The organism is Halomonas sp. ISL-56, assembly GCF_018612805.1.
In the GTDB taxonomy this organism is placed as follows: domain Bacteria; phylum Pseudomonadota; class Gammaproteobacteria; order Pseudomonadales; family Halomonadaceae; genus Vreelandella.
In genome coordinates this window covers 208042-233449 of sequence record NZ_JAGGRO010000005.1, presented here as the reverse complement: position 1 = coordinate 233449, position 25408 = coordinate 208042, and the positions used below count along the sequence as shown (strand labels likewise).

Annotated in this window: 16 protein-coding genes and 1 tRNA gene; 15 read left to right on the top strand and 2 right to left on the bottom strand. The window is 56.1% G+C overall.

The genetic code is table 11. From position 1 onward, the window contains the following. The first annotated feature begins 11 nt into the window (after window positions 1-11). From J7J49_RS04655 to eno, 8 genes are all read left to right on the top strand, one after another. Entirely contained in the window at window positions 12-2072 is a 2061-nt protein-coding gene (locus tag J7J49_RS04655; RefSeq protein WP_215090567.1) for a type IV pilus secretin PilQ, read from the top strand. Next, complete coding sequence (aroK, locus tag J7J49_RS04650; RefSeq protein ID WP_215090565.1) at window positions 2072-2656, top strand: shikimate kinase AroK; 585 nt, start codon at window positions 2072-2074, stop codon at window positions 2654-2656. Before J7J49_RS04655 ends, aroK begins: the two co-directional genes overlap by 1 nt. Further along, window positions 2653-3759: a 3-dehydroquinate synthase gene (gene aroB / locus J7J49_RS04645; RefSeq protein WP_215090563.1), complete on the top strand. Its 1107-nt coding sequence runs from the start codon at window positions 2653-2655 to the stop codon at window positions 3757-3759. The genes aroK and aroB overlap by 4 nt, the downstream gene beginning before the upstream one ends. A gap of 518 nt (window positions 3760-4277) precedes the next feature. Beyond that, window positions 4278-8720, top strand: coding sequence for a glutamate synthase large subunit (gene gltB, locus J7J49_RS04640; protein WP_215090561.1), 4443 nt, complete (start codon window positions 4278-4280; stop codon window positions 8718-8720). A gap of 36 nt (window positions 8721-8756) precedes the next feature. Beyond that, the gene (locus J7J49_RS04635) at window positions 8757-10175 is read left to right on the top strand and encodes a glutamate synthase small subunit GltD family protein (RefSeq protein ID WP_215090559.1); all 1419 of its coding nucleotides are present in this window, start codon (window positions 8757-8759) and stop codon (window positions 10173-10175) included. Between the two features lie 314 nt (window positions 10176-10489). After that, window positions 10490-12145, top strand: a complete 1656-nt coding sequence (gene pyrG / locus J7J49_RS04630; RefSeq protein WP_215090557.1) for a CTP synthase — start codon at window positions 10490-10492, stop codon at window positions 12143-12145. A 12-nt stretch (window positions 12146-12157) separates the two neighbouring features. Beyond that, window positions 12158-13033, top strand: a complete 876-nt coding sequence (gene kdsA / locus J7J49_RS04625; protein ID WP_215090555.1) for a 3-deoxy-8-phosphooctulonate synthase — start codon at window positions 12158-12160, stop codon at window positions 13031-13033. Between the two features lie 96 nt (window positions 13034-13129). Beyond that, window positions 13130-14419 carry a phosphopyruvate hydratase gene (eno, locus tag J7J49_RS04620; RefSeq protein WP_215090553.1) on the top strand — a complete coding sequence of 430 codons (1290 nt, stop codon included), beginning with the start codon at window positions 13130-13132 and terminating at the stop codon, window positions 14417-14419. Between the two features lie 505 nt (window positions 14420-14924). On the opposite strand, the gene fdxA is transcribed toward eno, so the two are convergent. After that, window positions 14925-15248 (bottom strand): ferredoxin FdxA, encoded by a 324-nt coding sequence (gene fdxA / locus J7J49_RS04615; RefSeq protein WP_007111508.1) that lies wholly within the window; start codon window positions 15246-15248, stop codon window positions 14925-14927. A 302-nt stretch (window positions 15249-15550) separates the two neighbouring features. Next, window positions 15551-18112: a DNA mismatch repair protein MutS gene (gene mutS / locus J7J49_RS04610; protein WP_215090551.1), complete on the bottom strand. Its 2562-nt coding sequence runs from the start codon at window positions 18110-18112 to the stop codon at window positions 15551-15553. 149 nt (window positions 18113-18261) lie between these two features. Between mutS and J7J49_RS04605 the strand changes: the two genes are divergently transcribed. The 7 genes from J7J49_RS04605 (at window position 18262) to J7J49_RS04575 (ending at window position 25368) form a co-directional block, all read left to right on the top strand. After that, window positions 18262-18801, top strand: a complete 540-nt coding sequence (locus J7J49_RS04605; protein ID WP_215090765.1) for a CinA family protein — start codon at window positions 18262-18264, stop codon at window positions 18799-18801. 168 nt (window positions 18802-18969) lie between these two features. Then, window positions 18970-20043 (top strand): recombinase RecA, encoded by a 1074-nt coding sequence (gene recA / locus J7J49_RS04600; RefSeq protein WP_071695442.1) that lies wholly within the window; start codon window positions 18970-18972, stop codon window positions 20041-20043. A gap of 54 nt (window positions 20044-20097) precedes the next feature. After that, entirely contained in the window at window positions 20098-20562 is a 465-nt protein-coding gene (locus J7J49_RS04595) for a regulatory protein RecX (RefSeq protein WP_215090549.1), read from the top strand. A 236-nt stretch (window positions 20563-20798) separates the two neighbouring features. After that, window positions 20799-23408 carry an alanine--tRNA ligase gene (gene alaS / locus J7J49_RS04590; protein WP_215090547.1) on the top strand — a complete coding sequence of 870 codons (2610 nt, stop codon included), beginning with the start codon at window positions 20799-20801 and terminating at the stop codon, window positions 23406-23408. 99 nt (window positions 23409-23507) lie between these two features. Next, window positions 23508-24758: an aspartate kinase gene (locus J7J49_RS04585; RefSeq protein WP_064235830.1), complete on the top strand. Its 1251-nt coding sequence runs from the start codon at window positions 23508-23510 to the stop codon at window positions 24756-24758. A gap of 195 nt (window positions 24759-24953) precedes the next feature. After that, on the top strand, window positions 24954-25142 hold the full coding sequence (gene csrA, locus J7J49_RS04580; protein WP_035576792.1) for a carbon storage regulator CsrA: 189 nt from the start codon (window positions 24954-24956) through the stop codon (window positions 25140-25142). A 133-nt stretch (window positions 25143-25275) separates the two neighbouring features. Then, a tRNA-Ser gene (locus J7J49_RS04575) sits at window positions 25276-25368 on the top strand. Window positions 25369-25408 lie beyond the last annotated feature (40 nt).

The following is a 25408-nucleotide window of genomic DNA, read 5'->3' as shown; positions in this document are numbered from 1 at the left end:
GATAATAGCTCATGGCAGTTACAGCTTGGCGAATGACTTTCTACATGGCCGTGGCCGCACTATTTTCACTATTGCCCTCTTTGGCGGCTGCCTCGGTGCTGACCGATATTGACATTCAGCCCGCCGAGAACGGTGGCATCCACCTTGATCTGCGCTTTACCGGCAGCGTTCCCGAACTGCGCAGCTACCGCTTGGACTCTCCACCCCGGGTGTCGCTGGATTTGGCTGCAACCCAGAGCGGGCTTGCTGATCGGCGCATTAACGTTAATCGTCACGGTATTGAGCAAATTACCGCGCTGGAGGGCAATGGCCGTACGCGTTTGGTGGTCAATCTCAGCGAGCCCCAGGCATTCACGTCCCGTGTGCTGGGGGATCGTCTACGCATTACCTTTGTTCCAGATGCCAGCCGCTCGCCTAGCTCTTTCCCCAGCGTCTCTTCAGCGGGGCTTGAAACTGACGAAGGGCCGCAGATTGAAAATATTGATTTTCGTCGCGGCCCGGACGGCGCCGGCCGCTTGATCGTCACCTTTGATCGCGAAGGCGTCGAGGCCAACGTGCGGGAAGGCGGCCCCGATCAAGTGATGGTGAATCTGCGCGATATGGCGATTCCAGACTCGCTTAACCAGGTCTACGACGTCACCGACTTTGCGACCCCCATCACGCGGATCACGCCCCGCGCCAGCCAAGGCGATACTCAGTTGGCGATCGCTACCCAGGGCGCTTATGCGATGATCTCCTCGCAAAGTGGCCGCACGCTGACGGTGGAAGTGCAGCCCGCCAACAAAGAGTCACAACCCTCTGAAGCGGCAGGTGAGCACTTCAGCGGCGATCGTTTGAGCCTTAACTTTCAAGATATTGAAGTGCGCTCGGTATTGGCCACGTTGGCCGAATTCACTGGGCTAAACTTAGTCGCCAGTGATAGCGTAACAGGGCGTGTAACGCTCAACTTAAACGATGTGCCCTGGGATCAGGCGCTGGCGCTGATTCTGCAAAGCCAGCAGTTATCGAGCAGAGAGCAGGGCAATGTGATTGTGGTGGCGCCTGCCAGTGAGCTAGCTGATTTTGAACGCCAGGAGCTAGAGGCGCGCAACCAGCGTGAAACGCTCTCACCACTGGTCACCGAATTTATCGAGATCAAGTATGCCCGGGCTGAAGATTTAGCCCAGCTGTTGCGCGGTGGCGATGAGGATGGCTTTGGGCTTCTCACCGAGCGTGGTCGTGTCAGCATTGATAACCGCACCAACACGCTGCTGGTGCAGGATACTGCCGACCAAGTGCGCGATATTGTGCGCACCATAAACCGCCTGGATGTGGCCGTCCGCCAAGTGCAAATAGAGGCGCGCATTGTTATCGCCCGAGACACCGCTTCCCGTGAGTTGGGGGTTAACTGGGGTATGTCGAGCACCCGCGGCTTTCAAGAGGGAAGTGGCGGTGCCTTCAGTCGGCGCGATATCAATCCAGGTGGCATTAATAGGGCGCAGGGTGGCTTGGCGGTGGATTTAGGCGCTGCCACTGGCCCGGGCACTGGCTTTAGTTTTGGCTATTTATCTGGCGATATCCTGCTGGATCTGGAGCTGCGCGCACTGGAGAGCGAAGGGAAAAGCCAGACCATTTCGCAGCCTAGGATTATTACTGCCAATCAACGTACCGCCAAAATTAGCCAGGGTGAAGAACGCGCCTTCCAGAGTGTCGATGGCAACGATAATCCGGATACCGAGTTCAAAGAGGCCGTGCTTTCGTTGGAAGTCACCCCGCAGATTACCCCGGATAACCGTATTATCATGGATCTGGTGATTAAAAATGACAGTTTCCGAGAATCGGAGTTTGGCGGTGAACCGCCGATTGATACCAATCAGATTGAGACCCAAGTGCTGGTAGATAACGGCCAAACGGTGGTATTAGGCGGAATTTTGACCACCGAAGAGCTTCGCCAAATCGCCAAAACACCGCTTTTGGGTGATATTCCTTTGCTCGGTAGACTGTTTCGCTATACCGAAGAGAGCAATGAGAAGGTAGAGTTGTTAGTCTTTATTACTCCACGACTCCTAGACGATGGCTTAACGGTTCGCTGATGCAGGATTTACCCAATTTATTTCTCATAGGCCCCATGGGGGCTGGCAAAAGCACCATTGGCCGCCTGTTGGCGGCTGAGCTTTCGCGTCCGTTTTACGACAGTGACCACGCCATCCAAGACCGCTGCGGGGCAGATATCCCGTGGATTTTTGATGTCGAGGGCGAGCAGGGCTTTCGGCTGCGGGAAATTCATATGATAGATGAGTTAACCCAGCTCTCACCGGTGGTGGTCGCCACTGGCGGCGGCGCGGTGCTGCGCGAAGAGAATCGCCGCGCTCTGCGCGAGCGAGGCACGGTGGTGTACCTGTTGACCACCGTTGACCAGCAGCTAAAACGGACAGCGAAAGATCGTAACCGGCCACTATTGCAGTGCGCCAATCGCGAACAGGTGCTTAACGATATGTTTGCCCAGCGCGACCCGCTCTATCGCGCCACCTCCGATATTGCCGTGCGCACCGACCGGCGCAGCCCAAGGGCGGTGGTCAATGAAATCCTGCGTCGGGTGCATCGGCTGGTGGATCCACTTGAACCCTCATCACCGCCTCATAAGGCTGGAACGCTTAACCATAAGGTATCGCAATGACGTTGACAGCCAGCGCGCAACACACTCTTCATGTTGCTTTAAACGAGCGCAGCTACCCGATTCATATTGGCTCCGGGCTGATTGGCCAGGCCGATGCACTGACCCCATACTTGGCCGGACAACAAGTGTTGGTAGTGACCAATGAGACTATCGCGCCGCTCTATCTGCAAAAACTTTGCGCCCGCCTGCCGGCTCGCTTGGATGTGCGCACGCTGGTACTGCCCGATGGCGAGCAGTATAAAACCATCGAGCAGGTCAGCCGTATTTGGGACGCGCTGCTGGAGGCCGGTTTTAACCGTCGCTGCACTTTGATCGCCTTGGGCGGTGGGGTGATTGGCGATATGGTCGGTTATGCCGCTGCTTCCTATCAACGCGGTGTGGCCTTTATCCAGGTGCCCACCACGCTGCTTTCCCAGGTGGATTCATCGGTAGGGGGTAAAACCGGCGTTAACCACCCGCTGGGTAAAAACATGATCGGCGCCTTCTGGCAGCCCAAAGCTGTGTTGGTGGATATCGACACGCTCAAGAGTTTGCCCCGCCGTGAGCTCTCTGCGGGTATGGCCGAAGTGATTAAGTACGGTCTGATTCGCGACGAGGCGTTTTTAAGCTGGTTGGAAGCCAACATGGCCGCACTGCTCAACGTGGAGACTGGGGTGGTTGCAGAAGCTATAGCGCGCAGTTGCCAAATCAAGGCTGACATTGTCGCCGAAGATGAGACTGAACAGGGCGTACGTGCGTTGCTTAACCTGGGTCACACCTTCGGTCACGCCATTGAGGCACATCAGGGCTACGGCAATTGGCTACATGGCGAAGCCGTGGGCGCTGGCATGGCTATGGCGGCAACACTTTCCCGACGCCTGGGCTGGATCACCGGCGCAGCGCTGGAACGAACCCTGGCGGTAATTGAGAGCGCCGAGCTGCCGCTGGCGGCACCGGCGAATATGACCAGCGATGACTTTTTAACTCGAATGCGGTTGGATAAAAAAAATACCGGCACTCGGCTGCGCCTAGTGCTGCTTAACGCCTTGGGCGATGCTTGCATCAGCGATGCAACACCGCTAGGTGTCCTGCGCAAGCTGCTGGATGACTACCCGCGCCGCTGAGCAACGACTTTCGCGATCCAGTTAAGCGTGATCTAGTTAAGAGAGCCCGCCGGCCCTCATTAGCGAGCCTGGTAAAACCAGGCTCGCTAATGAGGGCTGTTTTGCATGCGCGCAGCATTATTTTCAGCCAAGTAGTAGAACAGTGTTTCTATATAATCCGTATGCCTTATGCGCTATCGGCATGGGTGTGTGAGCCCTATTTAGACTAAAGTTTAATGGAAAATAAAAAGCGTTAAAATAGCGTTTCATATAATTACAAGTGTTTGAAGTATATGCATTTTTTTCTTGAATGAGAATGCAAATACAGGATTTGAAAAGAGTTTCTCTAACGCTGCAGGTGCCAAGAGATTGCGCAAAGTAGCCACCAATCGCTATGCTGACCGGCCATTTTGTTGCGGCAGCGAACGTGGGAAGCACCCTATTCTGGGCAGGTTATTAGCACTATAAAAAAAGCAAAACCGCCCTTTATACCATAAAAACGCTGCTAAAAAAATACGCTGACTAGTAGAGGCACGCCCATGAATAGAGGTCTTCACCAGCCTGGCGAGTTTCGCGATAACTGTGGTTTTGGCCTGATTGCCCATATGGAAGGCCAGGCTAGCCACGACTTGCTGAAAACTGCCATTGAATCTTTGACCTGCATGACCCACCGGGGCGGTATCGCTGCCGACGGCAAGACCGGCGACGGCTGTGGTTTGCTACTTAAAATGCCTACACCCTTTATGCAGGAACTGGCTAAAGAGGTGTTTGGTGCCGAACTGGGCGACCGCTTTGCCGTAGGCGTGGTATTTCTACCCAACGATGACGCCCGTGAAGCGCATGCCCGTGACACACTGACCCGCGAACTTGAAGCGCGCGGGCTTAATGTACTCGGCTGGCGCGATGTGCCTACAGACCCGAGCGTTTGTGGCCCAATGGCACTCGACTGCCTGCCGCGCATTCGTCAGCTGTTTGTGCAACCAGGCCAGGGCGAACACTTCGATGTTGACCTCTTTATGGCCCGGCGCCGCGCCGAACAAGCGCTGCGTGACGAAGAGGACTTCTACGTCGCCTCGCTGTCGTCAGAAGTCATCTCCTATAAAGGCTTGATGATGCCGGAAGACCTACCGGCGTTCTATCAGGACTTGAACGACCCGCGCCTGGAAACCGCCATTTGTGTTTTCCACCAGCGTTTCTCCACCAATACAGCACCGCGCTGGCCGCTGGCGCAGCCGTTCCGCCTGTTGGCCCATAATGGTGAGATCAACACCATTGAAGCCAACCGTGGCTGGGCGAACTCGCGTAAGGCGAATTTCGTCAACGAGCGCCTGCCGGATATCGCCGAGCTGGACGAGATCGTCAACACCACCGGTTCCGACTCCTCCAGCATGGATAACATGCTGGAAGTGCTGCTCACCGGTGGGATGGAGTTGCACCGCGCGGTGCGCATGATGGTGCCGCCCGCCTGGCAGAACGTCGAAACTATGGACGCCGAGCTGCGTGCTTTCTACGAATACAACTCCATGCATATGGAGCCGTGGGACGGCCCCGCGGGCGTAGTCATGACCGATGGCCGTCAAGCGGTATGTATGCTTGACCGTAACGGCCTGCGCCCAGCGCGCTGGGTGATTACCAAGAACGGCTATATCACCCTGGCATCGGAAATCGGCACCTACGGCTATAAGCCGGAAGACGTGGTCGCTAAAGGCCGCGTAGGCCCTGGGCAAATGCTCGCCGTGGATACCCAAACCGGCGAAGTGCTGCACACCACCGATATTGATGAGCGGCTGAAGTCTGCCTACCCCTATAAGCGTTGGTTAAAGCAGGAAGCCAGCTATTTGGAGTCGGCGCTCACCGAGCTGGCGCGTTTCCAAACCATGGATACCGACTCGCTTAACGTTCAGCAGAAGCTGTTCCAGGTCAGCTTTGAAGAGCGTGATCAGGTGCTGCGTCCGTTGGCTGAGAGCGGCCAGGAAGCCGTTGGCTCCATGGGTGACGATACGCCGATGGCAGTTCTGTCGAGCCGTCCTCGTCTGCTGACTGACTACTTCCGCCAAAAATTCGCCCAGGTCACTAACCCGGCGATTGATCCGCTGCGTGAAGCGATCGTGATGTCGTTGGAAACCTGCTGTGGCGCGGAGCTGAATGTTTTTAAAGCCACGCCCGAGCACGCTCACCGTTTGATTTTGACCACGCCGGTATTGTCACCGCGCAAATTTACCGCGCTGGTGAGTCAGGACGATCCGGCGTTTGCCAGTTATACGCTGTCGTTGGGCTACGACCCCGAACAGCAGAGCCTGCACCAGGCGCTCAAAGCGCTGTGTGAAGAGGCCGAGGCCCAAGTGCGCGCCGGAAAAGTGATCCTGGTGCTCACCGATGCTGAGCTGGCGAAAGGGCTGATTCCCATCCAAGCCGCCTTGGCGGTGGGTGCGGTTCACTCCCATTTGAGCCGTTTGGCGCTACGCCCCAATGCCAATATCGTGGTGGAAACCGGCTACGCTCGGGATGCGCACCAAATGGCGGTTCTGTTTGGTGTGGGTGCTACGGCGGTGTATCCGTGGCTCGCCTATCAGGTCATGGCGGATATGCATCGCACCGGCGAATTGACCGGCAACCCGGCAGATGGCCGCGAGAACTATCGCAAAGGCCTGCAGAAAGGCTTGTTCAAGATCCTGTCTAAAATGGGCATCTCGACGCTGGCTTCCTACCGGGGCTCGATGCTGTTCGAAGCAGTGGGCCTAGCGGATGAAGTGATGGAACTGTGCTTTGTTGGCATGGCGTCACGCATCCAAGGCACCGGCTTCGCGGAGCTGCAGATGCAGCAGGCGCTGCTGGCTAAAGATGCTTGGATTCCCCGCAAAGGGATTTCCCAGGGCGGCATGTTCAAGTATGTGCATGGCTATGAGTATCACGCCTACAACCCCGATGTGGTGATGTCGCTTCAGGCCGCAGTTCAAGAAGGCAGCTACACCAAGTGGAAGAAGTTTGCCCAACTGGTTAACGAGCGCCCGGTGGCCACGATTCGTGATTTGCTCAAGCTCAAACCGGTGGAAACGCCAATTGCGCTGGAGGAAGTAGAGCCGGTTGAAGAGCTGCTACCGCGTTTTGACAGCGCGGGTATGTCGCTGGGTGCGCTGTCGCCAGAAGCTCACGAAGCGCTGGCCCAGGCCATGAACGAGGCGGGCGGTCGCTCCAACTCCGGCGAAGGTGGTGAAGACCCGTCGCGCTACGGAACCATTCGTAGCTCGAAGATCAAGCAGATCGCCTCCGGTCGTTTTGGCGTGACGCCCCATTATCTGGTCAATGCGGAAGTGCTGCAGATCAAAGTCGCTCAGGGCGCCAAACCCGGCGAGGGCGGCCAATTGCCCGGCGGTAAAGTGAACCAACTGATCGCCCGGCTACGCTACGCGGTGCCTGGCGTGACGCTGATTTCACCGCCGCCGCACCACGATATCTACTCTATCGAAGACTTGGCTCAGCTGATTTTTGACCTTAAGCAGGTCAACCCTGAAGCCCAGGTATCGGTGAAGCTGGTTTCCGAGCCGGGTATCGGCACGATCGCCACCGGCGTGGCCAAGGCCTACGCTGACTTGATTACCGTCTCTGGCTACGACGGCGGCACGGCGGCCAGCCCGCTGACCTCCATTAAGCACGCCGGTTCGCCCTGGGAGTTGGGGCTGCCGGAAGTGCATCAGGCGCTGCGTATCAACGGCCTGCGCGACAAGATTCGTCTGCAGACCGACGGCGGCCTAAAAACCGGCTTAGACGTTGTTAAAGCGGCGATTTTGGGTGCTGAAAGCTTCGGTTTTGGTACCGCGCCGATGGTGGCGCTGGGCTGTAAGTACCTGCGCATCTGCCACCTCAACAACTGCGCCACCGGTGTTGCCACTCAGGATGATTTCCTGCGCGGCGAGCATTTCCGCGGCACCGTGGATATGGTCAAAAACTACTTCCGCTTTATCGCTGAAGAAGTGCGCGAGCTGATGGCGGCGCTGGGAGTGCGCAAGCTGACTGATCTGATTGGGCGTACCGACCTGCTGGAGGTGCTGGAAGGCAATACCGCTTCCCAGCGTAAGCTCGACTTAACGCCGCTGCTGGCCAATGATTTTGTGCCTAAAGACGCGCCGCAGTTCTGTAAGGTCAGCCGTAACGTGCCTCACGATCCTGGTGCCAAGAACCAAGAAGTGCTGGCAGCATTGAAGGACGCTATCGAAAATCAGTCAGGCGGTGAGTTTGATTTCACCATCACCAACTGCGACCGCAGCGTGGCCGCGTTAACGTCCGGCGCCATCGCCAAGCGCTATGGCGAAGAAGGTCTGGAAGCGGCGCCGATCACTGCCCGCTTTACCGGGGTGGCGGGGCAGAGCTTTGGGGTGTGGAACGCCCGTGGCCTGAACCTCTACCTGGAAGGTGATGCCAATGACTACGTCGGCAAAGGCATGAACGGCGGCAGTATCGTGATTGTGCCGCCCAAGGTTAGCCAGTTTGAGAGCCATAAAACCGCCATTATCGGCAACACCTGCCTATACGGCGCCACCGGCGGTACGCTATTCGCCGCTGGTACCGCGGGTGAACGCTTTGCCGTGCGTAACTCCGGCGCTTCCGCGGTGATTGAAGGCGCGGGCGACCACTGCTGCGAGTATATGACTGGCGGCTTGGTCTGTGTGCTCGGCGAAACTGGGGTGAACTTCGGCGCGGGGATGACCGGTGGGTTTGCCTATGTGTTGGATGAAGAGCGCACCTTTGTGGACAAGTACAACCACGAGCTGGTCGAAATTCATCGCGTTAACACCGAGGCGATGGAGGCGTATCGTCGTCATCTGCGTGAAATGATTGAAGCCTATGTGGCCGCGACGGGTTCTGCGCGTGGGGCGGCTATTTTGGAAGACTTCAGCGACTATGCCCGCCACTTCTGGCTGGTGAAGCCAAAAGCGGCCAGCTTAGGAAGTTTGCTGGATCAGTCTCGGCGTCAGCCGCAATAACCCGCTTATGCCCCTCACGCTGACAGGAGAGAGATCATGGCTAACCGTTTAAATAACGATTTTCAGTTTGTTGATGTGGGTCGTAAAGACCCACAAAAGAAAGACGCCCGCGCCCGTGCCAAAGAGTTTGCGGAAATTTACGAGCCGTTCAAGCCATCTGACGCGGCCAGCCAGGCGCACCGCTGTCTGCATTGCGGTAACCCTTACTGCGAGTGGAAGTGCCCGGTACACAACTATATTCCCAACTGGCTGCAGCTAGTGGTGGAAGGCAACATTATTGAAGCCGCCGAACTGTCGCACAAAACCAACTCGCTGCCCGAAGTGTGTGGCCGCGTGTGCCCCCAGGATCGCCTGTGTGAAGGCGACTGTACGCTCAATGACGGTTTTGGTGCGGTGACCATTGGCTCGGTGGAGAAGTACATCACCGATACGGCGTTTGCCATGGGCTGGCGGCCGGATATGTCCCACGTTACCTGGACGGACAAAAAAGTTGCCATTATCGGCGCAGGCCCGGCGGGCTTGGGCTGTGCGGATATCCTGGCCCGTAACGGCGTTAAGCCGGTGGTGTTCGACAAGTACCCAGAAATTGGCGGCCTGCTGACTTTCGGTATTCCCGAGTTCAAGCTGGAAAAGAGCGTGATGGAACGCCGTCGGGCGGTATTTGAAGAGATGGGCGTAGAGTTCCGTCTTAACACCGAAATCGGCACCGATATCGAATTTGAGACCCTGATGCAGGAGTACGACGCGGTCTTCCTGGGTATGGGGACTTATAAGTACATGGAAGGCGGCTTCCCCGGTGAAGACCTGCCCGGCGTGTACAAGGCCCTCGACTTTCTGATTGCCAACGTCAACCGTTGCCTGGGCTTTGAAAAAGACCCTAGCGACTATATCTCCATGGAAGGCAAGCGCGTGGTCGTGCTGGGCGGTGGTGATACGGCGATGGATTGTAACCGTACCTCGATTCGTCAAAACGCCACCAGCGTCACCTGTGCCTACCGTCGTGATGAAGGCAATATGCCGGGGTCGCGCCGTGAAGTCGCTAATGCCCGTGAAGAGGGTGTTGAGTTCTTGTTCAACCGTCAGCCGGTCGCGGTCGTGGGTGAAGGCAAGGTTGAGGGCGTGAAGGTTGTGCGCACGCGCTTGGGCGAGCCGGACGAAAACGGCCGTCAGCGTCCTGAAGTAGTCCCTGGCTCGGAAGAGATCATTGCGGCGGACGCTGTGGTCATCGCCTTCGGTTTCCAGGCCAGCCCCGCGCCCTGGTTCGATAGCGCCAACATTCAGGTCGACGAACGCGACCGGGTCACTGCGCCGGAGCACGGCCAGTACGCCTTTCAAACCAGCAACGAAAAAATCTTTGCCGGCGGCGATATGGTGCGCGGCTCTGACTTGGTGGTTACGGCGATTTATGAAGGTCGTCAGGCCGCGGAAGGTATTCTGGATTACCTGGGCGTATAGCGCGTGTCTGACGCATAGAACAGCGCCAGGGATAGGTCGTAGCCAGGGTCTTTTGTCATGGCCGGAATAACGTTCCATACAATTCCGGCATTTCCGCCGTCCATGGCGGTCAGATGACAAAAGTATCGCCCAGGGAGGGGTTCACAGCGCCCTCGCGGAGACCTATCGCTGGGGCGGCGGCACAAGTGTGATTCAGTGAGTAGATTTTGGCTGCTCAGTTCAAATTGAGCCTTAGGTCGTAATCTGCTAGTCTGTCGACCCATCCTGGCGTGGCTTTCTGCCGTGCCTTCTGATCATGATTCGACAGGTTATCCATGACACGATATATCTTCGTGACCGGCGGCGTTGTGTCCTCTCTTGGCAAGGGCATCGCCTCCGCCTCGCTGGCGGCGATTTTAGAGGCCCGTGGCCTTAAGGTCACCATGCTCAAGCTCGACCCGTACATCAATGTGGATCCGGGCACCATGAGCCCCTTCCAGCACGGTGAGGTGTTCGTCACCGAAGATGGCGCCGAAACCGACCTTGATCTCGGGCATTACGAGCGCTTTATTCGCACCAAAATGACCCAGCGCAACAACTTTACGACTGGTCGTGTCTACGAGAACGTACTGCGTAAAGAGCGCCGTGGCGACTACCTAGGCGGCACCGTTCAGGTCATTCCGCATATCACCGACGAGATTAAAGAGCGCGTTTACGCGGGCGGTGAAGGCTTTGACGTGGCGCTGGTGGAAATTGGCGGCACGGTCGGCGATATCGAATCGCTACCGTTCCTGGAATCAATCCGCCAAATCCGTAGTGAGCAGGGCGCCAACCGCGCGCTGTTTATGCACCTGACCCTGGTGCCCTACATTAAAACGGCGGGTGAGACCAAAACCAAACCGACCCAGCACAGCGTTAAAGAGCTGCGTTCGATTGGTATCCAGCCGGATATTCTGATTTGCCGCAGCGAAGTGGAGCTGGAAGAGAGCGAGCGGCGCAAAATTGCGCTGTTCACCAACGTAGAAGAGCGTGCGGTGGTACCGCTTCAGGATGCCGATACGATTTATCGCATCCCGCTGATGCTCCACGAGCACGGCTTAGACGAGATCGTTTGCGATAAGCTGCGCCTTGAAGCGCCTGAAGCCGATCTCTCCGAGTGGGTGAAGGTACTAGACGCTAAGCTCAACCCGCTCAAGTCCGTTAGCATCGCCATGGTGGGTAAATACATGGAGCTACTGGATGCCTATAAGTCGCTTAATGAAGCACTGATTCACGCTGGCATCCAAGGCCGCATCAAGGTCAACGTCGACTATATTGATTCTGAAGACATTGAGCACCACGGCACTGAACGACTTGCGGGTAAAGACGCCATATTGGTGCCCGGGGGCTTTGGCGAGCGTGGCGTAGAAGGCAAGATTCTCGCTGCTCAGTTTGCGCGCGAAAATAACGTGCCATATCTGGGTATTTGCCTGGGTATGCAAGTAGCGGTGATTGAGTTTGCCCGCAACGTGGCAGGCTGGAGTGATGCCAACTCTACCGAGTTCACCCACGATACCCAGCACCCGGTAGTCGGTTTGATCACCGAATGGCTAAGCCCAGAAGGCAAAGTCGAGCTGCGTGATGCGGCGTCTGATTTAGGTGGCACCATGCGTTTAGGTGGTCAGGTGTGCCATTTGGCATCGGGCACCAAGGCGCGCGAAGCCTACGGTTCGGATGAGATTGTTGAGCGTCATCGCCACCGTTTTGAGGTCAATAACCAGTTTATTGATGAGCTTGAAGAGGCGGGTTTGGTTATCTCCGGCAAGAGTGTCGACCAGTCGCTGGTTGAGGTCATTGAGCTTGCTGACCACCCTTGGTATGTAGCCTGCCAGTTCCACCCGGAGTTCACGTCTACTCCGCGTGACGGTCATCCGCTTTTCTCGGGCTTTGTGAATGCGGCGTTGGAGCACAAGACAGCGCGCAGTCGCGCCCAGGCGAATGCGCAAGAATAAGAGGGCAAAAGCATGGCTTCTCAAGAACGATCTCAAGATAGATCACAAGAGCGTCATATTAACGTTGCCGGCTTAACCGCCGGCAATTCCTTGCCACTAATGCTGCTGGGCGGCATGAACGTGCTGGAGTCTGCCGAGCTTGCCGACGAAGTCGCCCAAGCTTACGTGACGGTGACCCAGAAGCTGGGCATGCCCTACGTTTTCAAGGCTAGCTTTGATAAAGCCAACCGCAGCTCAATCAACTCCTACCGGGGCCCGGGACTTGAGAAAGGCCTGCAGATCCTGGCCGATATAAAAGCCCGCCACAACGTACCCATTATCACCGATGTGCACGAGCCCTGGCAGGCGGAAGCGGCCGCTGAAGTCGCCGATATTATCCAATTGCCCGCTTTTTTGGCTCGCCAAACCGATTTGGTGGTTGCCATGGCCAAAACCGGTGCGGTCATCAATATCAAAAAGCCGCAGTTTTTGGCGCCCCATGAAATGCGCCATATCCTCAGCAAGTTTCAGGAGGCAGGTAACGACCAGCTAATGCTTTGTGAGCGTGGCTCAAGCTTTGGTTACAACAACCTGATTGTTGATATGCTCGGTTTCGGTGATATGAAGCAAACCGGCTACCCGGTGGTTTTTGATGTCACCCATGCGCTGCAGCGCCCTGGTGGGCGTGCCGACAGCGCTGACGGACGCAGAGCCCAGGTGGCCGAATTGGCCCGCGCGGGTGTGGCTGTCGGCCTTGCAGGGCTATTTTTAGAGGCTCATCCTGATCCTGATAACGCCAAGTGCGATGGCCCCTGTGCACTGCCACTGGATCAGCTAGAGCCGTTTTTGACCCAGCTAGTCCAGCTGGATGCGCTGGTTAAAGGGTTTGAGCCGCTAACGATTCGCTAGTTACTCTTTGGGCCGATCAGTGTTTCGCTACGCTGTGTTTGGCTAATCAGGTCGCTATATTAATAATTTTATCTAACGAACAGGAAGGATACTGCCATGACCAAAATTGTTGCTATCAGTGCGTTGGAAGTGCTGGATTCGCGTGGAAACCCGACCGTGCAAGCGCACGTACGCCTTGCCAGTGGTGCTGTCGGCGAAGCCTGTGCCCCCAGCGGTGCCTCAACCGGCTCTCGGGAAGCATTAGAGCTGCGTGACGGCGATAAGTCGCGCTATCTGGGTAAAGGCGTGCTGAAAGCAGTCGAAGCGGTCAACGGCAAGATTCGTGATGCGTTGATAGGGATGGATGCACGCGACCAGCGCGGCCTGGACGATGCCATGCTGGCACTGGACGGCACCGAGAACAAGGCGAACCTGGGCGCTAATGCGATTCTAGCGGTTTCTCTGGCAGCCGCTAAAGCTGCCGCTAACGCTAAAGGCGTGCCTCTGTATGCCCATATTGCTGAGCTCTACGGCCAGCCGGGCCAGTACAGCATGCCGGTGCCGATGATGAACATCATCAACGGCGGCGAGCACGCGGATAACAATGTCGATATCCAAGAGTTTATGGTGCAGCCGGTGGGCGCGGCTAATTTCCGCGAAGGGCTGCGTATGGGCGCGGAAATTTTCCACTCGCTGAAGAAAGTGCTCTCGGCGAAAGGCCTCTCCACCTCCGTTGGCGACGAGGGCGGCTTTGCACCTAACCTGGCATCGAACGCCGATGCGCTAGCGGTGATTAAGCAGGCCGTTGCTGATGCAGGTTACGCCTTGGGTAAAGACGTTACCCTGGCGCTGGATTGTGCTTCGTCTGAGTTCTATAAAGACGGCCAGTACAACCTTTCCGGTGAAGGCAAAAGCTACGATGCCCAGGGCTTTACTGATTACCTGGCAGGCCTGTGCGCCGATTATCCGATCGTGTCCATCGAAGACGGCATGGATGAATCGGATTGGGCGGGCTGGAAAGCGCTGACGGATAAGCTGGGCGATAAAGTACAGCTGGTGGGCGATGACCTTTTTGTCACTAATACCAAGATTCTCAAGCGTGGTATCGATGAGCAGATCGGTAACTCTATTTTGATCAAGTTCAACCAGATCGGCTCGCTTTCCGAGACGCTGGATGCCATCAAAATGGCCCAGGATGCGGGCTTTACCGCGGTTATTTCACACCGCTCTGGTGAAACCGAAGACACCACCATTGCCGATTTGGCCGTGGGCACCTGTGCCGGGCAGATCAAAACGGGTTCGCTGTGCCGCTCTGATCGGGTTGCCAAGTACAACCGTTTGCTGGTGATTGAAGCGGAGCTGGGTGATGTGACTTATCCTGGGCTGAAAGCCATTAAGGGGCAGTAAAACGTCAATTTCGAGCGATTTTTTAGCGGGTCTTGTAAGAGATGTCTCAAGATTTTGTAAGAGATATCTTACAAATGCCGACGAAAATCGCTCGATTTGGGTAAGAAATTGCCTATTTTTTCACTAATTTAAATTTAATCGTTTGTTTTTAATATGTTTTTTTGAAAAAAGGCGAGTCGCTGCGACTCGCCTTTTTGCATTTTGGCTTTGTTGAGAAGCTGGTGTGATCTGACACAATAGGTACAGGACAAGGGGAGGCAAGGACGCTTCAGTCAGGATGCAGCGGGATGTAGGTCAGATGCGCCGGGTGATACAGTGAGGTAAGTCCCGGCAAGGATGTCATCTGAGGAGGTTGATCCAGGGAGTGGTCAGAGGAAGTGCTTGGAGCGGGCGGCCTACGGGCCGCCTTTTTTTTGCCTGAAATTTACCAGTGCAAGTTTGGCAAGCCATAAAAAAACCAGCGCGGTCGCTGGTTTTAAAGAGAAACGCTGATTAGTGATTAGCCTTAGCGCTCTAATTTCTCAAGCTTACCAGGTTTGCCGTCCCACTCTTCGGCGTCCGGCAGCGGATCTTTACGCTCGGCAATATTGGGCCATACTTCGGCCATTTCTGCGTTAATCTCGATAAAGGCCTCCTGCCCATCCGGCAGCTCATCCTCGGAGAATATCGCTTCGGCGGGGCACTCGGGCTCGCACAGCGCGCAGTCGATACACTCGTCAGGATGAATGACCAGGAAGTTCGGGCCCTCGTAGAAACAGTCGACCGGGCAGACTTCCACACAGTCGGTGTATTTGCACTGGATGCAGTTCTCGGTAACGACAAACGTCATCTTGCTATCCCTCTTGCAGGGCCGGGGCACGCCCAGCCATGGTCAATCGTGAATGGTTATAAATCAGCCGTTTTTTATAAGCTAAAAGTTTGAGCGACATTCTAGAGGTGCGCTTACCCTGCGGCAAGCGCCATATGATTCCTGAGCTATCTCTGTGGGTAGCAATGCCACTACAGGTTTCCGCGAGGGCGCTGTGAATCCGTTCGTGGGCGGCTACTTTTGACGGCCCTGTCGAAAGAGCTTCGCTCCAACCTGCACTGGCACTAAACGCTCACTTATGGCCTGCCAAGTTATCAGCACCATTAGATCAGGTCTCGCCACTGATACAACAGTGCAAGTGCTTCCCGCGGTGTTAAACCGTCCATATCAACATTTTCCAACGCCTCGACCACCGGATGCGGCGCGGCGGCGAATAGATCGTTTTGCTGTGGGGCGGTTCGTGGCGCCTGCGCCGTGTTATCTACATCGCGCTGCTCCAGGCTCACCAGCTTTTCGCGGGCACGCTTAATTACATGGTTAGGCACGCCTGCTAGCTGCGCCACCTGTAAGCCGTAACTTTGGCTTGCCGGGCCTGCCTCAATGCGGTGCATAAACACGATGCTATCGCCATGCTCGGTCGCTGTTAGGTGGATATTGGCCACCCCTTCCATCTGTTCAGGCAGGGCGGTCATTTCAAAGTAGTGGGTGGCAAACAGGGTTAGCGCGCGACCTTTCGCCAAGTGTTCCGCACTCGCCCAGGCCAGCGATAAACCGTCAAAGGTGCTGGTGCCACGGCCAATTTCATCCATCAGAATGAGGCTTTGCTGGGTAGCGTTGTGGAGAATATTAGCGGTTTCGGTCATTTCGACCATAAAGGTAGAGCGGCCGCCCGCCAAGTCATCCGATGAGCCAATACGGGTAAAGATCCGATCCAGCGGGCCGATCTCGGCGGCATCGGCGGGCACAAAGCTACCGCAGTGGGCCAGCAGAGCGATAAGCGCCGTCTGACGCATATAGGTCGATTTACCGCCCATGTTAGGGCCGGTAATGATCAGCATATGCCGGTCAGGGTTGAGGGTTACATCGTTGGGCACAAACGGCGTTTCGCTGACCTGCTCGACTACCGGGTGGCGTCCCGCCTCAATTTGAATGCCGGTGTTTTCACTCAGCGTCGGACGCACCCAGCTCAGGGCTTCGGCGCGTTCGGCGAAGGCACACAGCACATCCAGCTCGGCTAGCGCTTGCGAGGTGCTTTGTAGCGCGTGAAGGCTATTGTTAAGGTCGCCAAGCAGGCGATCGTAAAGCCATTTTTCACGGGTGAGCGCTCTGGACTTGGCGGACAACGCCTTATCTTCAAACTCTTTGAGTTCGGGAATAATAAACCGCTCGGCGTTTTTCAGCGTTTGGCGGCGGATATAGTCGGCGGGTGCCTGCTGCGCTTGTGAGCGCGGCAGTTCAATGAAATAGCCGTGTACGCGGTTGTAGCCGACTTTGAGATTAGCTAAACCGGTACGTTCTCGTTCGCGAATTTCGAGCTGAATAAGATAGTCACCGGCGTTCTCGGCCATGCCGCGGTGCTCATCGAGTTCGGCATCAAAACCGTCGGCAATCACACCGCCGTCGCGAATCACCACCGGTGGATTCTCCTCCAGCGCGCGGCTGAGCATATCGGCCATTTCCGGGTAGGGGCGAATATGTGGGCGCAGGTTATCCAAGGCGCTGCCGCTTTCTATCTCGCTGAGCTGTTGCTCCAGTTCAGGCAGCGTTACCAGTGCATCGCGCAGGCGAGCCAAATCCCGGGGGCGAGCGCTATACAGCGCTACCCGGGCCAGAATGCGCTCCACATCGCCTACATCGCTTAGCGTCTCGCGTAGTGCCATATAAGCGGCATCAAGGCTGAGCAAGGCGACGCCCGCATGGCGGTTTTGGACTATTTCACGTTGGCGCAGCGGACGATTAAGCCAGCGCTTTAGTAGTCGCGAGCCCATGGCGGTGGTACAGGTATCCAGCACGCTGGCCAGGGTGTTATCACTACTGCCGCCAAGATTGATATCGATTTCCAAATTACGGCGGCTGGCGGCGTCAATCACCACCGCGTCGTCGCGGTTCTCAACACTGATGGCGGTCACGTGGGGTAGGCGTGAGCGCTGGGTGTCCCGGGCGTAATCAATCAGCACCCCGGCAGCAATCAAAGCGGTGGTTAAGTGCGCACAGCCAAAGCCGCGTAAATCCTGCACTTCAAACTGGTCGCATAAGCTGCGGGTGGCGCTTTCCAGGTCAAACAGCCACTCGCCCTGACGGCGCAGGCTGCGTTTTTGTGACCAGGCATCGGGTAGCGTCAGGCTTTCGGGCACCAGCAACTCAGCGGGGGAGAGGCGCGTGAGCTCGGCGAGCATTTCGGCTTCGCTCTCAACTTCCAGCACGTTGAAACGACCACTGGACAGCTCAAGCCAGGCAAGGCCCCAGCTCTCTCTTCCGGGGGAGACGGAGACCAAGACGTTGTCGCGGCGGGCATCAAGCAGCGCTTCATCGTGGAGCGTGCCGGGGGTGACGATACGCACCACCTGACGATCAACGGGGCCTTTGCTGGTAGCGGGGTCGCCAATCTGTTCGCAAATAGCCACTGACTCGCCGCCAGCGACTAGACGGGCCAGATAGCCCTCAGCGCTGTGGTAGGGGACGCCCGCCATGGGGATCGGCTTACCCCCCGACTGGCCACGCTGGGTAAGGGTAATATCCAGCAGCGCGGCGGCGCGCTTGGCATCGTCGAAAAAAAGTTCGTAAAAATCACCCATGCGGTAAAACAGCAATACCTCGGGGTGTTCGCGTTTGATCTTTAAATACTGGGTGATCATTGGCGTGTTGGGGGGAATAGCCTGTGACATGGGCGTCCTGATTGAGCGTAGCGCAAGCCATTTCGGCTTACGGCGTGTTCGTTGAGCCAGTTCTTTGAGCGGTTTCTTTAAGCCAGTTCTTTGGGAAAGCTAAACGCAGTATTCTACGCTGAACAGACGACTCACTTGAAGGAGCGACGATAGTGCCCAGCGAAACAAGCCTGAAAAACCTTGATTTAACCCTATTGGCTCAGCGGCTGGGGCGGCTTTGTAAGCAGTTGGATGTGGAAGTGACGGCTGCTGAATCATGCACCGGGGGCGGTATTGCCAGCGCCATTACCGGGGTGGCGGGTAGCTCTGCTTATTTTACGACTGGCTATGTCACCTATGCGAATGCCGCCAAAACGCGCTTATTAGGGGTGCCTGAAGCCACACTGGCCGAATATGGCGCGGTAAGCGAAGCGGTGGTTAATGCCATGGTGGCGGGCGCCTGCCGTGAAAGTGGCGCGGGCTTGGCCGTTGCCGTTAGCGGTGTGGCCGGGCCGGATGGCGGCAGCGCTGAGAAACCCGTGGGGACGGTTTGGCTGGCCTGGGGAGATGCTGCTGCTCAGGAGGCCGAGTGTTTTCACTTTCCTGGTGACCGCCCGTCGGTGCGCGAGCAGGCCGTACGCCAAGCCTTGGTAGGGCTGGTGGCACGGCTAAATGAGCGCGAGAAGACGAGCAAGACAAACCAGTCGTAAAAATCTGATGAAATAAGCAGAAGAGCTTTATGAAATAAGCAAAAGATCCTTATGAAAAAAAAGCGCTTAAGAAAATAGATGTGAGAAAGCGCGATCAAGGATTTGTTTACGGCCCAATCTTTGGCATACTACTGGCTAATTATACAGCTTGTTATGAGGAATCTCTGAATGGCTCAGGATGACAACCGCACTAAAGCGCTAAACGCTGCACTCACCCAAATCGATCGTCAGTTCGGCAAGGGCACCGTTATGCGTCTCGGCGACGCGCCGCGTGTCGTCATGCCGTCGGTTTCCACCGGTTCATTGGGTCTGGATATCGCCCTCGGCATCGGCGGCCTGCCGTTTGGCCGGGTGTGCGAAATCTTTGGCCCAGAGTCGTCGGGTAAAACCACCCTGACCCTTTCGGTGATTGCCCAGGCGCAAAAGCAGGGCAAAGTGTGTGCCTTCGTGGATGCCGAGCACGCTCTCGACCCCAGCTACGCAGAAAAGCTGGGCGTTAACCTGGATGACCTGTTGGTTTCCCAGCCGGACACCGGCGAGCAGGCGCTGGAAATTACCGACATGCTGGTACGCTCTGGCGGTGTCGACGTGATTGTTATCGACTCGGTCGCTGCGTTGACCCCGCGCGCTGAAATCGAAGGCGAAATGGGTGATTCTCACGTCGGCCTGCAGGCGCGTTTGATGTCTCAGGCGCTGCGTAAAATCACCGGTAATATCAAAAACGCTAACTGCCTGGTGATTTTCATCAACCAGATCCGCATGAAGATCGGCGTTATGTTTGGTAGCCCTGAAACCACTACCGGCGGTAACGCGCTGAAATTCTACGCCAGCGTGCGTCTAGACATTCGTCGTACCGGCTCGGTGAAAGTGGGCGATGAAGTCACTGGTAACGAAACCCGCGTAAAAGTGGTTAAAAATAAGGTGGCGCCACCGTTCCGTCAGGCTGAATTCCAGATTCTTTATGGCAAGGGTATCTACCACGCCGGTGAGGTCATTGATTTGGGTGTGCAGTGCAACCTGGTCGACAAAGCCGGTGCTTGGTACAGCTATAAAGGTAAGAAAATCGGCCAGGGCAAGGCGAACTCAGCGCTCTACCTTGAAGAGCACCCGGACATCATGCTCGAAATCGAAACGCAGATTCGTGAGCAGCTCCTGGCCAAGCCCGATCCTAAAAAGGAAAAGGACGACGCGCCTGCCGAAGCAGCGGCAGAGTTGGATGCGGGTGATGACGATCTGCTTTAAGACGATTTTAGCCAAGCGGATTCTGTCTAAGCTGATTTTGTCTAAAGCAAGCTGATGGCATTCACCTCCCAGCGTGATGCCACGCCCCGTGATATTGCTATTGGCTTACTCGCTCGGCGCGAATACTCCCGCACCGAGCTTGCCCAGCGGCTAAAGAAAAAAGCCTTCGACGACGACGCTATTGATGAGTGTCTTGATGCGCTGGTTGAGCAAGGGCTGCAGTCTGACGCTCGCTTTGCAGCCAGTTTCGTCCGCTCGCGCATTCTGCGCGGGCAGGGCGTTATCCGCATTAAAGGCGAGTTACGCCAGCGTGGTGTTGACCAGGAAACCCTTAAGAGCGCTTTTGAAGAGGTAGAGAAGGGCGAACAGGTCGACTGGTTCGAATTAGCCCGGGAAACCCTGGCGCGCCGCTTTGATAATCCCGGCGAGACACCTAAAGAGCGCGCTCGTCGCGAGCGCTTTCTCGCCAACCGCGGCTTTGATTTTGAGCAAATTCGCTACGCGCTCTCCTGTCTTTAATAGGTTTTCTCCAGCCTGTGAAACGCTCCCCTCTTACATTTCTAGTAGCGCTCTAATACGCTTGTCTATCTGGTTGTTCACGTAGTTGTTGCGCTTCTGTTGCTAGCTGTTTGCCTTTCTGCCACTAAGTGCGGCTTTAGTCGTTTGACAACTGCGCTATAATGGCTGCTTTGCGACCCCTGAGGGTAGCGGCAACAGCGCCCTGGGACATCACGCTTTCTTGTTACGGATACCCTATGAAAAGCGCAGAGATTAGACAGGCCTTTCTCACCTTCTTCGAAGAGCAGGGGCATACCATTGTACCCACCAGCTCCTTAGTGCCGGGCAACGACCCGACGCTGCTGTTTACCAATGCCGGCATGGTGCCGTTTAAAGATGTGTTTTTAGGCCGCGACCCGCGCCCTTACGTGCGCGCCACTTCTGCGCAGCGCTGCGTACGTGCGGGCGGAAAGCATAACGACTTGGACAATGTCGGCTATACCGCGCGTCACCACACTTTCTTTGAGATGCTGGGTAACTTCAGCTTTGGTGACTACTTTAAGCGCGACGCTATTCGCTTTGCCTGGGTATTTCTGACCGAAACGCTGGGTCTGCCTAAAGATAAGCTGTGGGTAACGGTGCATATCAGCGATGATGAAGCCGAACGGATCTGGAAAGATGAGATCGGTATCGATCCTGAGCGCTTCTCCAAGCTGGATGAAGATAATTTCTGGCAAATGGGCGATACCGGCCCCTGTGGCCCCAGTTCGGAAATCTTCTTTGATCACGGCCCAGAGGTCTGGGGTGGCCCGCCGGGCAGTCCGGAAGAGGATGGCGACCGCTATATCGAAATCTGGAACCTGGTATTTATGCAGTTTGATCGCGATGCTGCCGGCACGCTCAATCCGCTACCCAAGCCCTCAATCGATACCGGTATGGGCCTCGAGCGGGTCGCCGCTGTCATGCAGGGCGTGCACTCCAACTACGAAATTGACCTGTTCCAAAACCTGCTCCAGGCCGCGGCAAAAGCCACGGGTCACCCGGATACCGCTACACCCTCACTGCGCGTAATTGCCGACCATATCCGCTCCTGTGCCTTCCTGATTGCCGATGGCGTGCTGCCTTCCAACGAAGGGCGTGGCTATGTGCTACGCCGGATCATTCGCCGCGCGATTCGTCATGGCCACAAGCTGGGTGCGGTGGAGCCGTTCTTCCATAAGCTGGTTGAGGCGCTGGACGCTGAGATGGGTGATGCCTATCCGGAGCTGCGTGAAGCGAGCGATCAAATTGCTCGGGTGCTGCTGAAAGAAGAAGAGCAGTTCGCGCGCACCCTGGATCACGGTATGGGGCTATTGAATGCGGCTTTGGCTGAGTTGGACGGTAAAGTACTGCCGGGTGAAACCGTGTTCAAACTTTACGACACCTACGGCTTCCCGTTCGATCTCACCGCTGACGTCTGTCGTGAGCGTGGCGTTACCCTGGACGAAGAGGGCTTTAAGCAGGCGTTAGAGGCCCAGCGCGAACGCGCACGGGCAGCCAGCCAGTTCGGCGCCGACTACAGCGCCTCCATCGAGCTGGAGGGTGAGACGGCCTTTACCGGTTATGACCGCCTGGAAGATCAGGCCAAGGTAACGGCGCTGGTCGACAGCGAAGGCAACGAATTGGCCGCCTTGGAAGCGGGGCAGAAGGGTGTCGTGTTACTAGACCGCACGCCGTTTTACGGCGAGTCGGGCGGCCAGGTGGGCGATACTGGCTACCTGTATGTCGACGGCGGCCGTTTCCAGGTCACCGATACCCAGAAACAGAGTGGGCATCATCTTCACCAGGGCATAATGGTTGAAGGCTCGCTAAGAGTCGGTGCCAGCGTGCGCGGCGAAGTAGACGCCAGCCTGCGCACCGCCACCATCCGTAACCACTCGGCCACTCATCTGCTGCACAAAGCGCTGCGTATGGTGCTGGGTGATCACGTGCAGCAGAAAGGCTCGCTGGTTAACGCCGAGCGCCTGCGCTTCGATTTTAGCCACTTCGAGCCGATGACCGCCGAGCAACTGGCGGAAGTCGAGCGGCTGGTCAATGAGCAGATTTTGGCTAACGCGCCGACCAAGATCGAGCAAATGAGCCTGGATCAAGCCAAGGCCAAGGGCGCAGCAGCACTGTTTGAGGCCAAATACGCCGACAACGTGCGCGTGCTGACCATTGGTGCCGACGACTTCTCTATCGAGTTATGTGGCGGTACCCACGTGGCACGTAGCGGCGATATTGGCTGCTGTCATGTAATGAGCGAAGTAGGCATTGCTTCCGGTGTGCGCCGTATCGAAGCGATCACAGGTGAAAATGCGCTGAGCTACTTCCGCGAGCAGGAAGCCCGCCTTGAGCGACTTGGCGAACGTTTGAAGACTAAGCCAGAGCAGGTCGAAGCGCGGGTAGAGTCACTGGTTGAGCGCAACCGTAGCCTGGAAAAAGAGCTTGAACAGCTCAAAGCCAAGCTAGCCAGTGCTGCGGGTAGCGATATGCTCAGCCAGGTGCAGGAGATCAATGGGGTTAAGCTGTTGGCGACGCAATTGGATGGCGTGTCTGGCAAAGATCTACGCGGCGTCCTTGACCAGCTTAAGAACAAGTTAAGCTCTGGGGTGATTATCCTTGGCGTTGCCGACCAAGCGGCGGGCAAGGTAAGTTTGATCGCTGGGGTAACCCAGGATCTGACTGGCCGAGTGAAAGCCGGTGAGCTGGTTAACCATGTCGCCTCTCAAGTAGGCGGAAAGGGTGGAGGCCGCCCCGATATGGCCCAAGCCGGAGGTAGTCAACCCGACGCCTTGCCGGATGCGTTGAAGAGCGTGCCAGCATGGTTGGAAAACGTTCTTAGCTAAACCCCTGGGCCGGTGGCATTATTGCTATCGGCCTTATTATTTATCTAACACTTACGACACTTTCACCCTCCATTCCCGAACGCATAGGAAAAACGGCATATGGCACTATACGTACAGAAGTTCGGCGGCACTTCGGTGGGCTCTGTCGAGCGTATCAAGGCCGTAGCGGAAAAGGTTAAGGGTTTCCGCGATCAAGGCCATCAGGTAGTGGTCGTGGTCTCCGCCATGAGCGGCGAAACCAACCGCCTTACCGATATGGCCCAGGCGCTTAACGAAGATCCGGCACCGCGCGAGATGGATATGCTGCTGTCGACCGGTGAGCAGGTGACTATTTCACTGCTCGCCATGGCGCTTCAGCAAATCGGCGTGCCAGCGACTTCGCACACCGGCGCCCAGGTAGGTATTCATACCGATAGCGCTTATACCAAGGCGCGTATCCAGCGCATCGAAACTGACGACCTGAAAGCTGACCTTGAAGCCGGACAAGTAGTGGTTGTGGCCGGATTCCAAGGGGTCGACGAAGACGGCAATATCACCACGCTAGGTCGCGGTGGCTCTGATACCACTGGTGTGGCCCTGGCCGCTGCGCTAGGCGCCGATGAGTGCCAGATTTACACCGATGTCGACGGGGTATATACCACCGACCCCCGCGTATGCTCAAAAGCTCAGCGCTTAACCAGCATTACCGTGGAAGAAATGCTGGAGCTGGCCAGTCTTGGCTCTAAAGTGTTGCAGATCCGCGCGGTAGAGTTTGCCGGTAAATACAACGTGCCCCTGCGGGTGCTGTCGAGCTTTGAAGACGGCCCCGGTACCCTAATTGTTGCAGAAGCAGACAAAGACGAGGACGCTATGGAAGAACCACTGATCTCCGGTATCGCCTTTACCAAGAATGAAGCGAAATTAACCCTGCTCAATACCCCGGATGTGCCTGGTGTTGCATCGCGCATCCTAGGCCCTATTGCCGATGCCAATATCGAAGTTGATATGATCGTGCAAAACGTGGCGCCTGCCGGTGATTATACCGACTTTACTTTTACCGTTGCCAAGGGTGACTACAAGGCCACTAAGAAGCTGCTTGAAGAGACGGTGATTCCTGATTTGGGCGGCGGTGAGCTGCGCGGCGACGACAATATTGCTAAAGTCTCTTTGGTCGGTGTTGGTATGCGTTCTCATGCCGGTGTGGCGTCGAAAATGTTCCGCGTGCTAGCCGACGAAAACGTCAATATTCGTATGGTCTCCACTTCTGAGATTAAAATCTCGGTGGTTATTGATGAGAAACATATGGAGCTTGCCGTTAACGCATTACACAAAGCTTTTGGTTTAGATAAGGCAGATATCGAATCTGAATAACATTTATGCCTTAAACCTTCTACGCTGAAGAGGTACTTGCTGCCGTGTGGTGGTGAGCTTTCTTTCAACGGGAGGTTGTAAGGTGTCATGGAGCCGGCGTCATTGGTGACAGGCAGCACTATGCCGCATAATGGCATGGTGTTGCCTCCGGCTGACATATCCCGTTGCATAAAACGTCTGAAAAGGAGATCAGCCATGCTCATCCTAACTCGCCGTGTTGGCGAAACCCTGATGATCGGTGATGAAATCACCGTCACCGTTCTAGGTGTGAAAGGCAATCAAGTACGAATTGGCGTTAATGCGCCGAAAGATGTGGCAGTTCACCGTGAAGAGATTTACCAGCGTATCCAGCGTGAAAGAGACAGTGAAAACGAAGTGGAATAAGACTTGCGGGCTTGCATGATGAAACGATGCTTAAAGCGTAAGTTAATAGGTAAGGTATGGCCGGTGCGAAAAAAAACCGTAGGGGACTAGACACAAGAAGGCTAAATCGGTAATATTCGCGCCGTGCCGTTGAGGAGAGGTGGCCGAGTGGCTGAAGGCGCTCCCCTGCTAAGGGAGTATAGGGTTTATAGCCCTATCGAGGGTTCGAATCCCTCTCTCTCCGCCAATTGCATGTTAGAAGGTATGCGCCCGTAGCTCAGCTGGAT

Bases quoted from the DNA above. Each gene is read 5' to 3' on its own strand.
- kdsA (WP_215090555.1), top strand. From the start codon at position 12,158: ATGGCTTCTCAAGAACGATCTCAAGATAGATCACAAGAGCGTCATATT.
- J7J49_RS04635 (WP_215090559.1), top strand. From the start codon at position 8,757: ATGGCTAACCGTTTAAATAACGATTTTCAGTTTGTTGATGTGGGTCGT.
- csrA (WP_035576792.1), top strand. From the start codon at position 24,954: ATGCTCATCCTAACTCGCCGTGTTGGCGAAACCCTGATGATCGGTGAT.
- aroK (WP_215090565.1), top strand. From the start codon at position 2,072: ATGCAGGATTTACCCAATTTATTTCTCATAGGCCCCATGGGGGCTGGC.
- fdxA (WP_007111508.1), bottom strand. From the start codon at position 15,248: ATGACGTTTGTCGTTACCGAGAACTGCATCCAGTGCAAATACACCGAC.
- J7J49_RS04655 (WP_215090567.1), top strand. From the start codon at position 12: ATGGCAGTTACAGCTTGGCGAATGACTTTCTACATGGCCGTGGCCGCA.
- pyrG (WP_215090557.1), top strand. From the start codon at position 10,490: ATGACACGATATATCTTCGTGACCGGCGGCGTTGTGTCCTCTCTTGGC.
- aroB (WP_215090563.1), top strand. From the start codon at position 2,653: ATGACGTTGACAGCCAGCGCGCAACACACTCTTCATGTTGCTTTAAAC.
- alaS (WP_215090547.1), top strand. From the start codon at position 20,799: ATGAAAAGCGCAGAGATTAGACAGGCCTTTCTCACCTTCTTCGAAGAG.
- recA (WP_071695442.1), top strand. From the start codon at position 18,970: ATGGCTCAGGATGACAACCGCACTAAAGCGCTAAACGCTGCACTCACC.
- gltB (WP_215090561.1), top strand. From the start codon at position 4,278: ATGAATAGAGGTCTTCACCAGCCTGGCGAGTTTCGCGATAACTGTGGT.
- mutS (WP_215090551.1), bottom strand. From the start codon at position 18,112: ATGTCACAGGCTATTCCCCCCAACACGCCAATGATCACCCAGTATTTA.
- J7J49_RS04595 (WP_215090549.1), top strand. From the start codon at position 20,098: ATGGCATTCACCTCCCAGCGTGATGCCACGCCCCGTGATATTGCTATT.
- J7J49_RS04585 (WP_064235830.1), top strand. From the start codon at position 23,508: ATGGCACTATACGTACAGAAGTTCGGCGGCACTTCGGTGGGCTCTGTC.
- eno (WP_215090553.1), top strand. From the start codon at position 13,130: ATGACCAAAATTGTTGCTATCAGTGCGTTGGAAGTGCTGGATTCGCGT.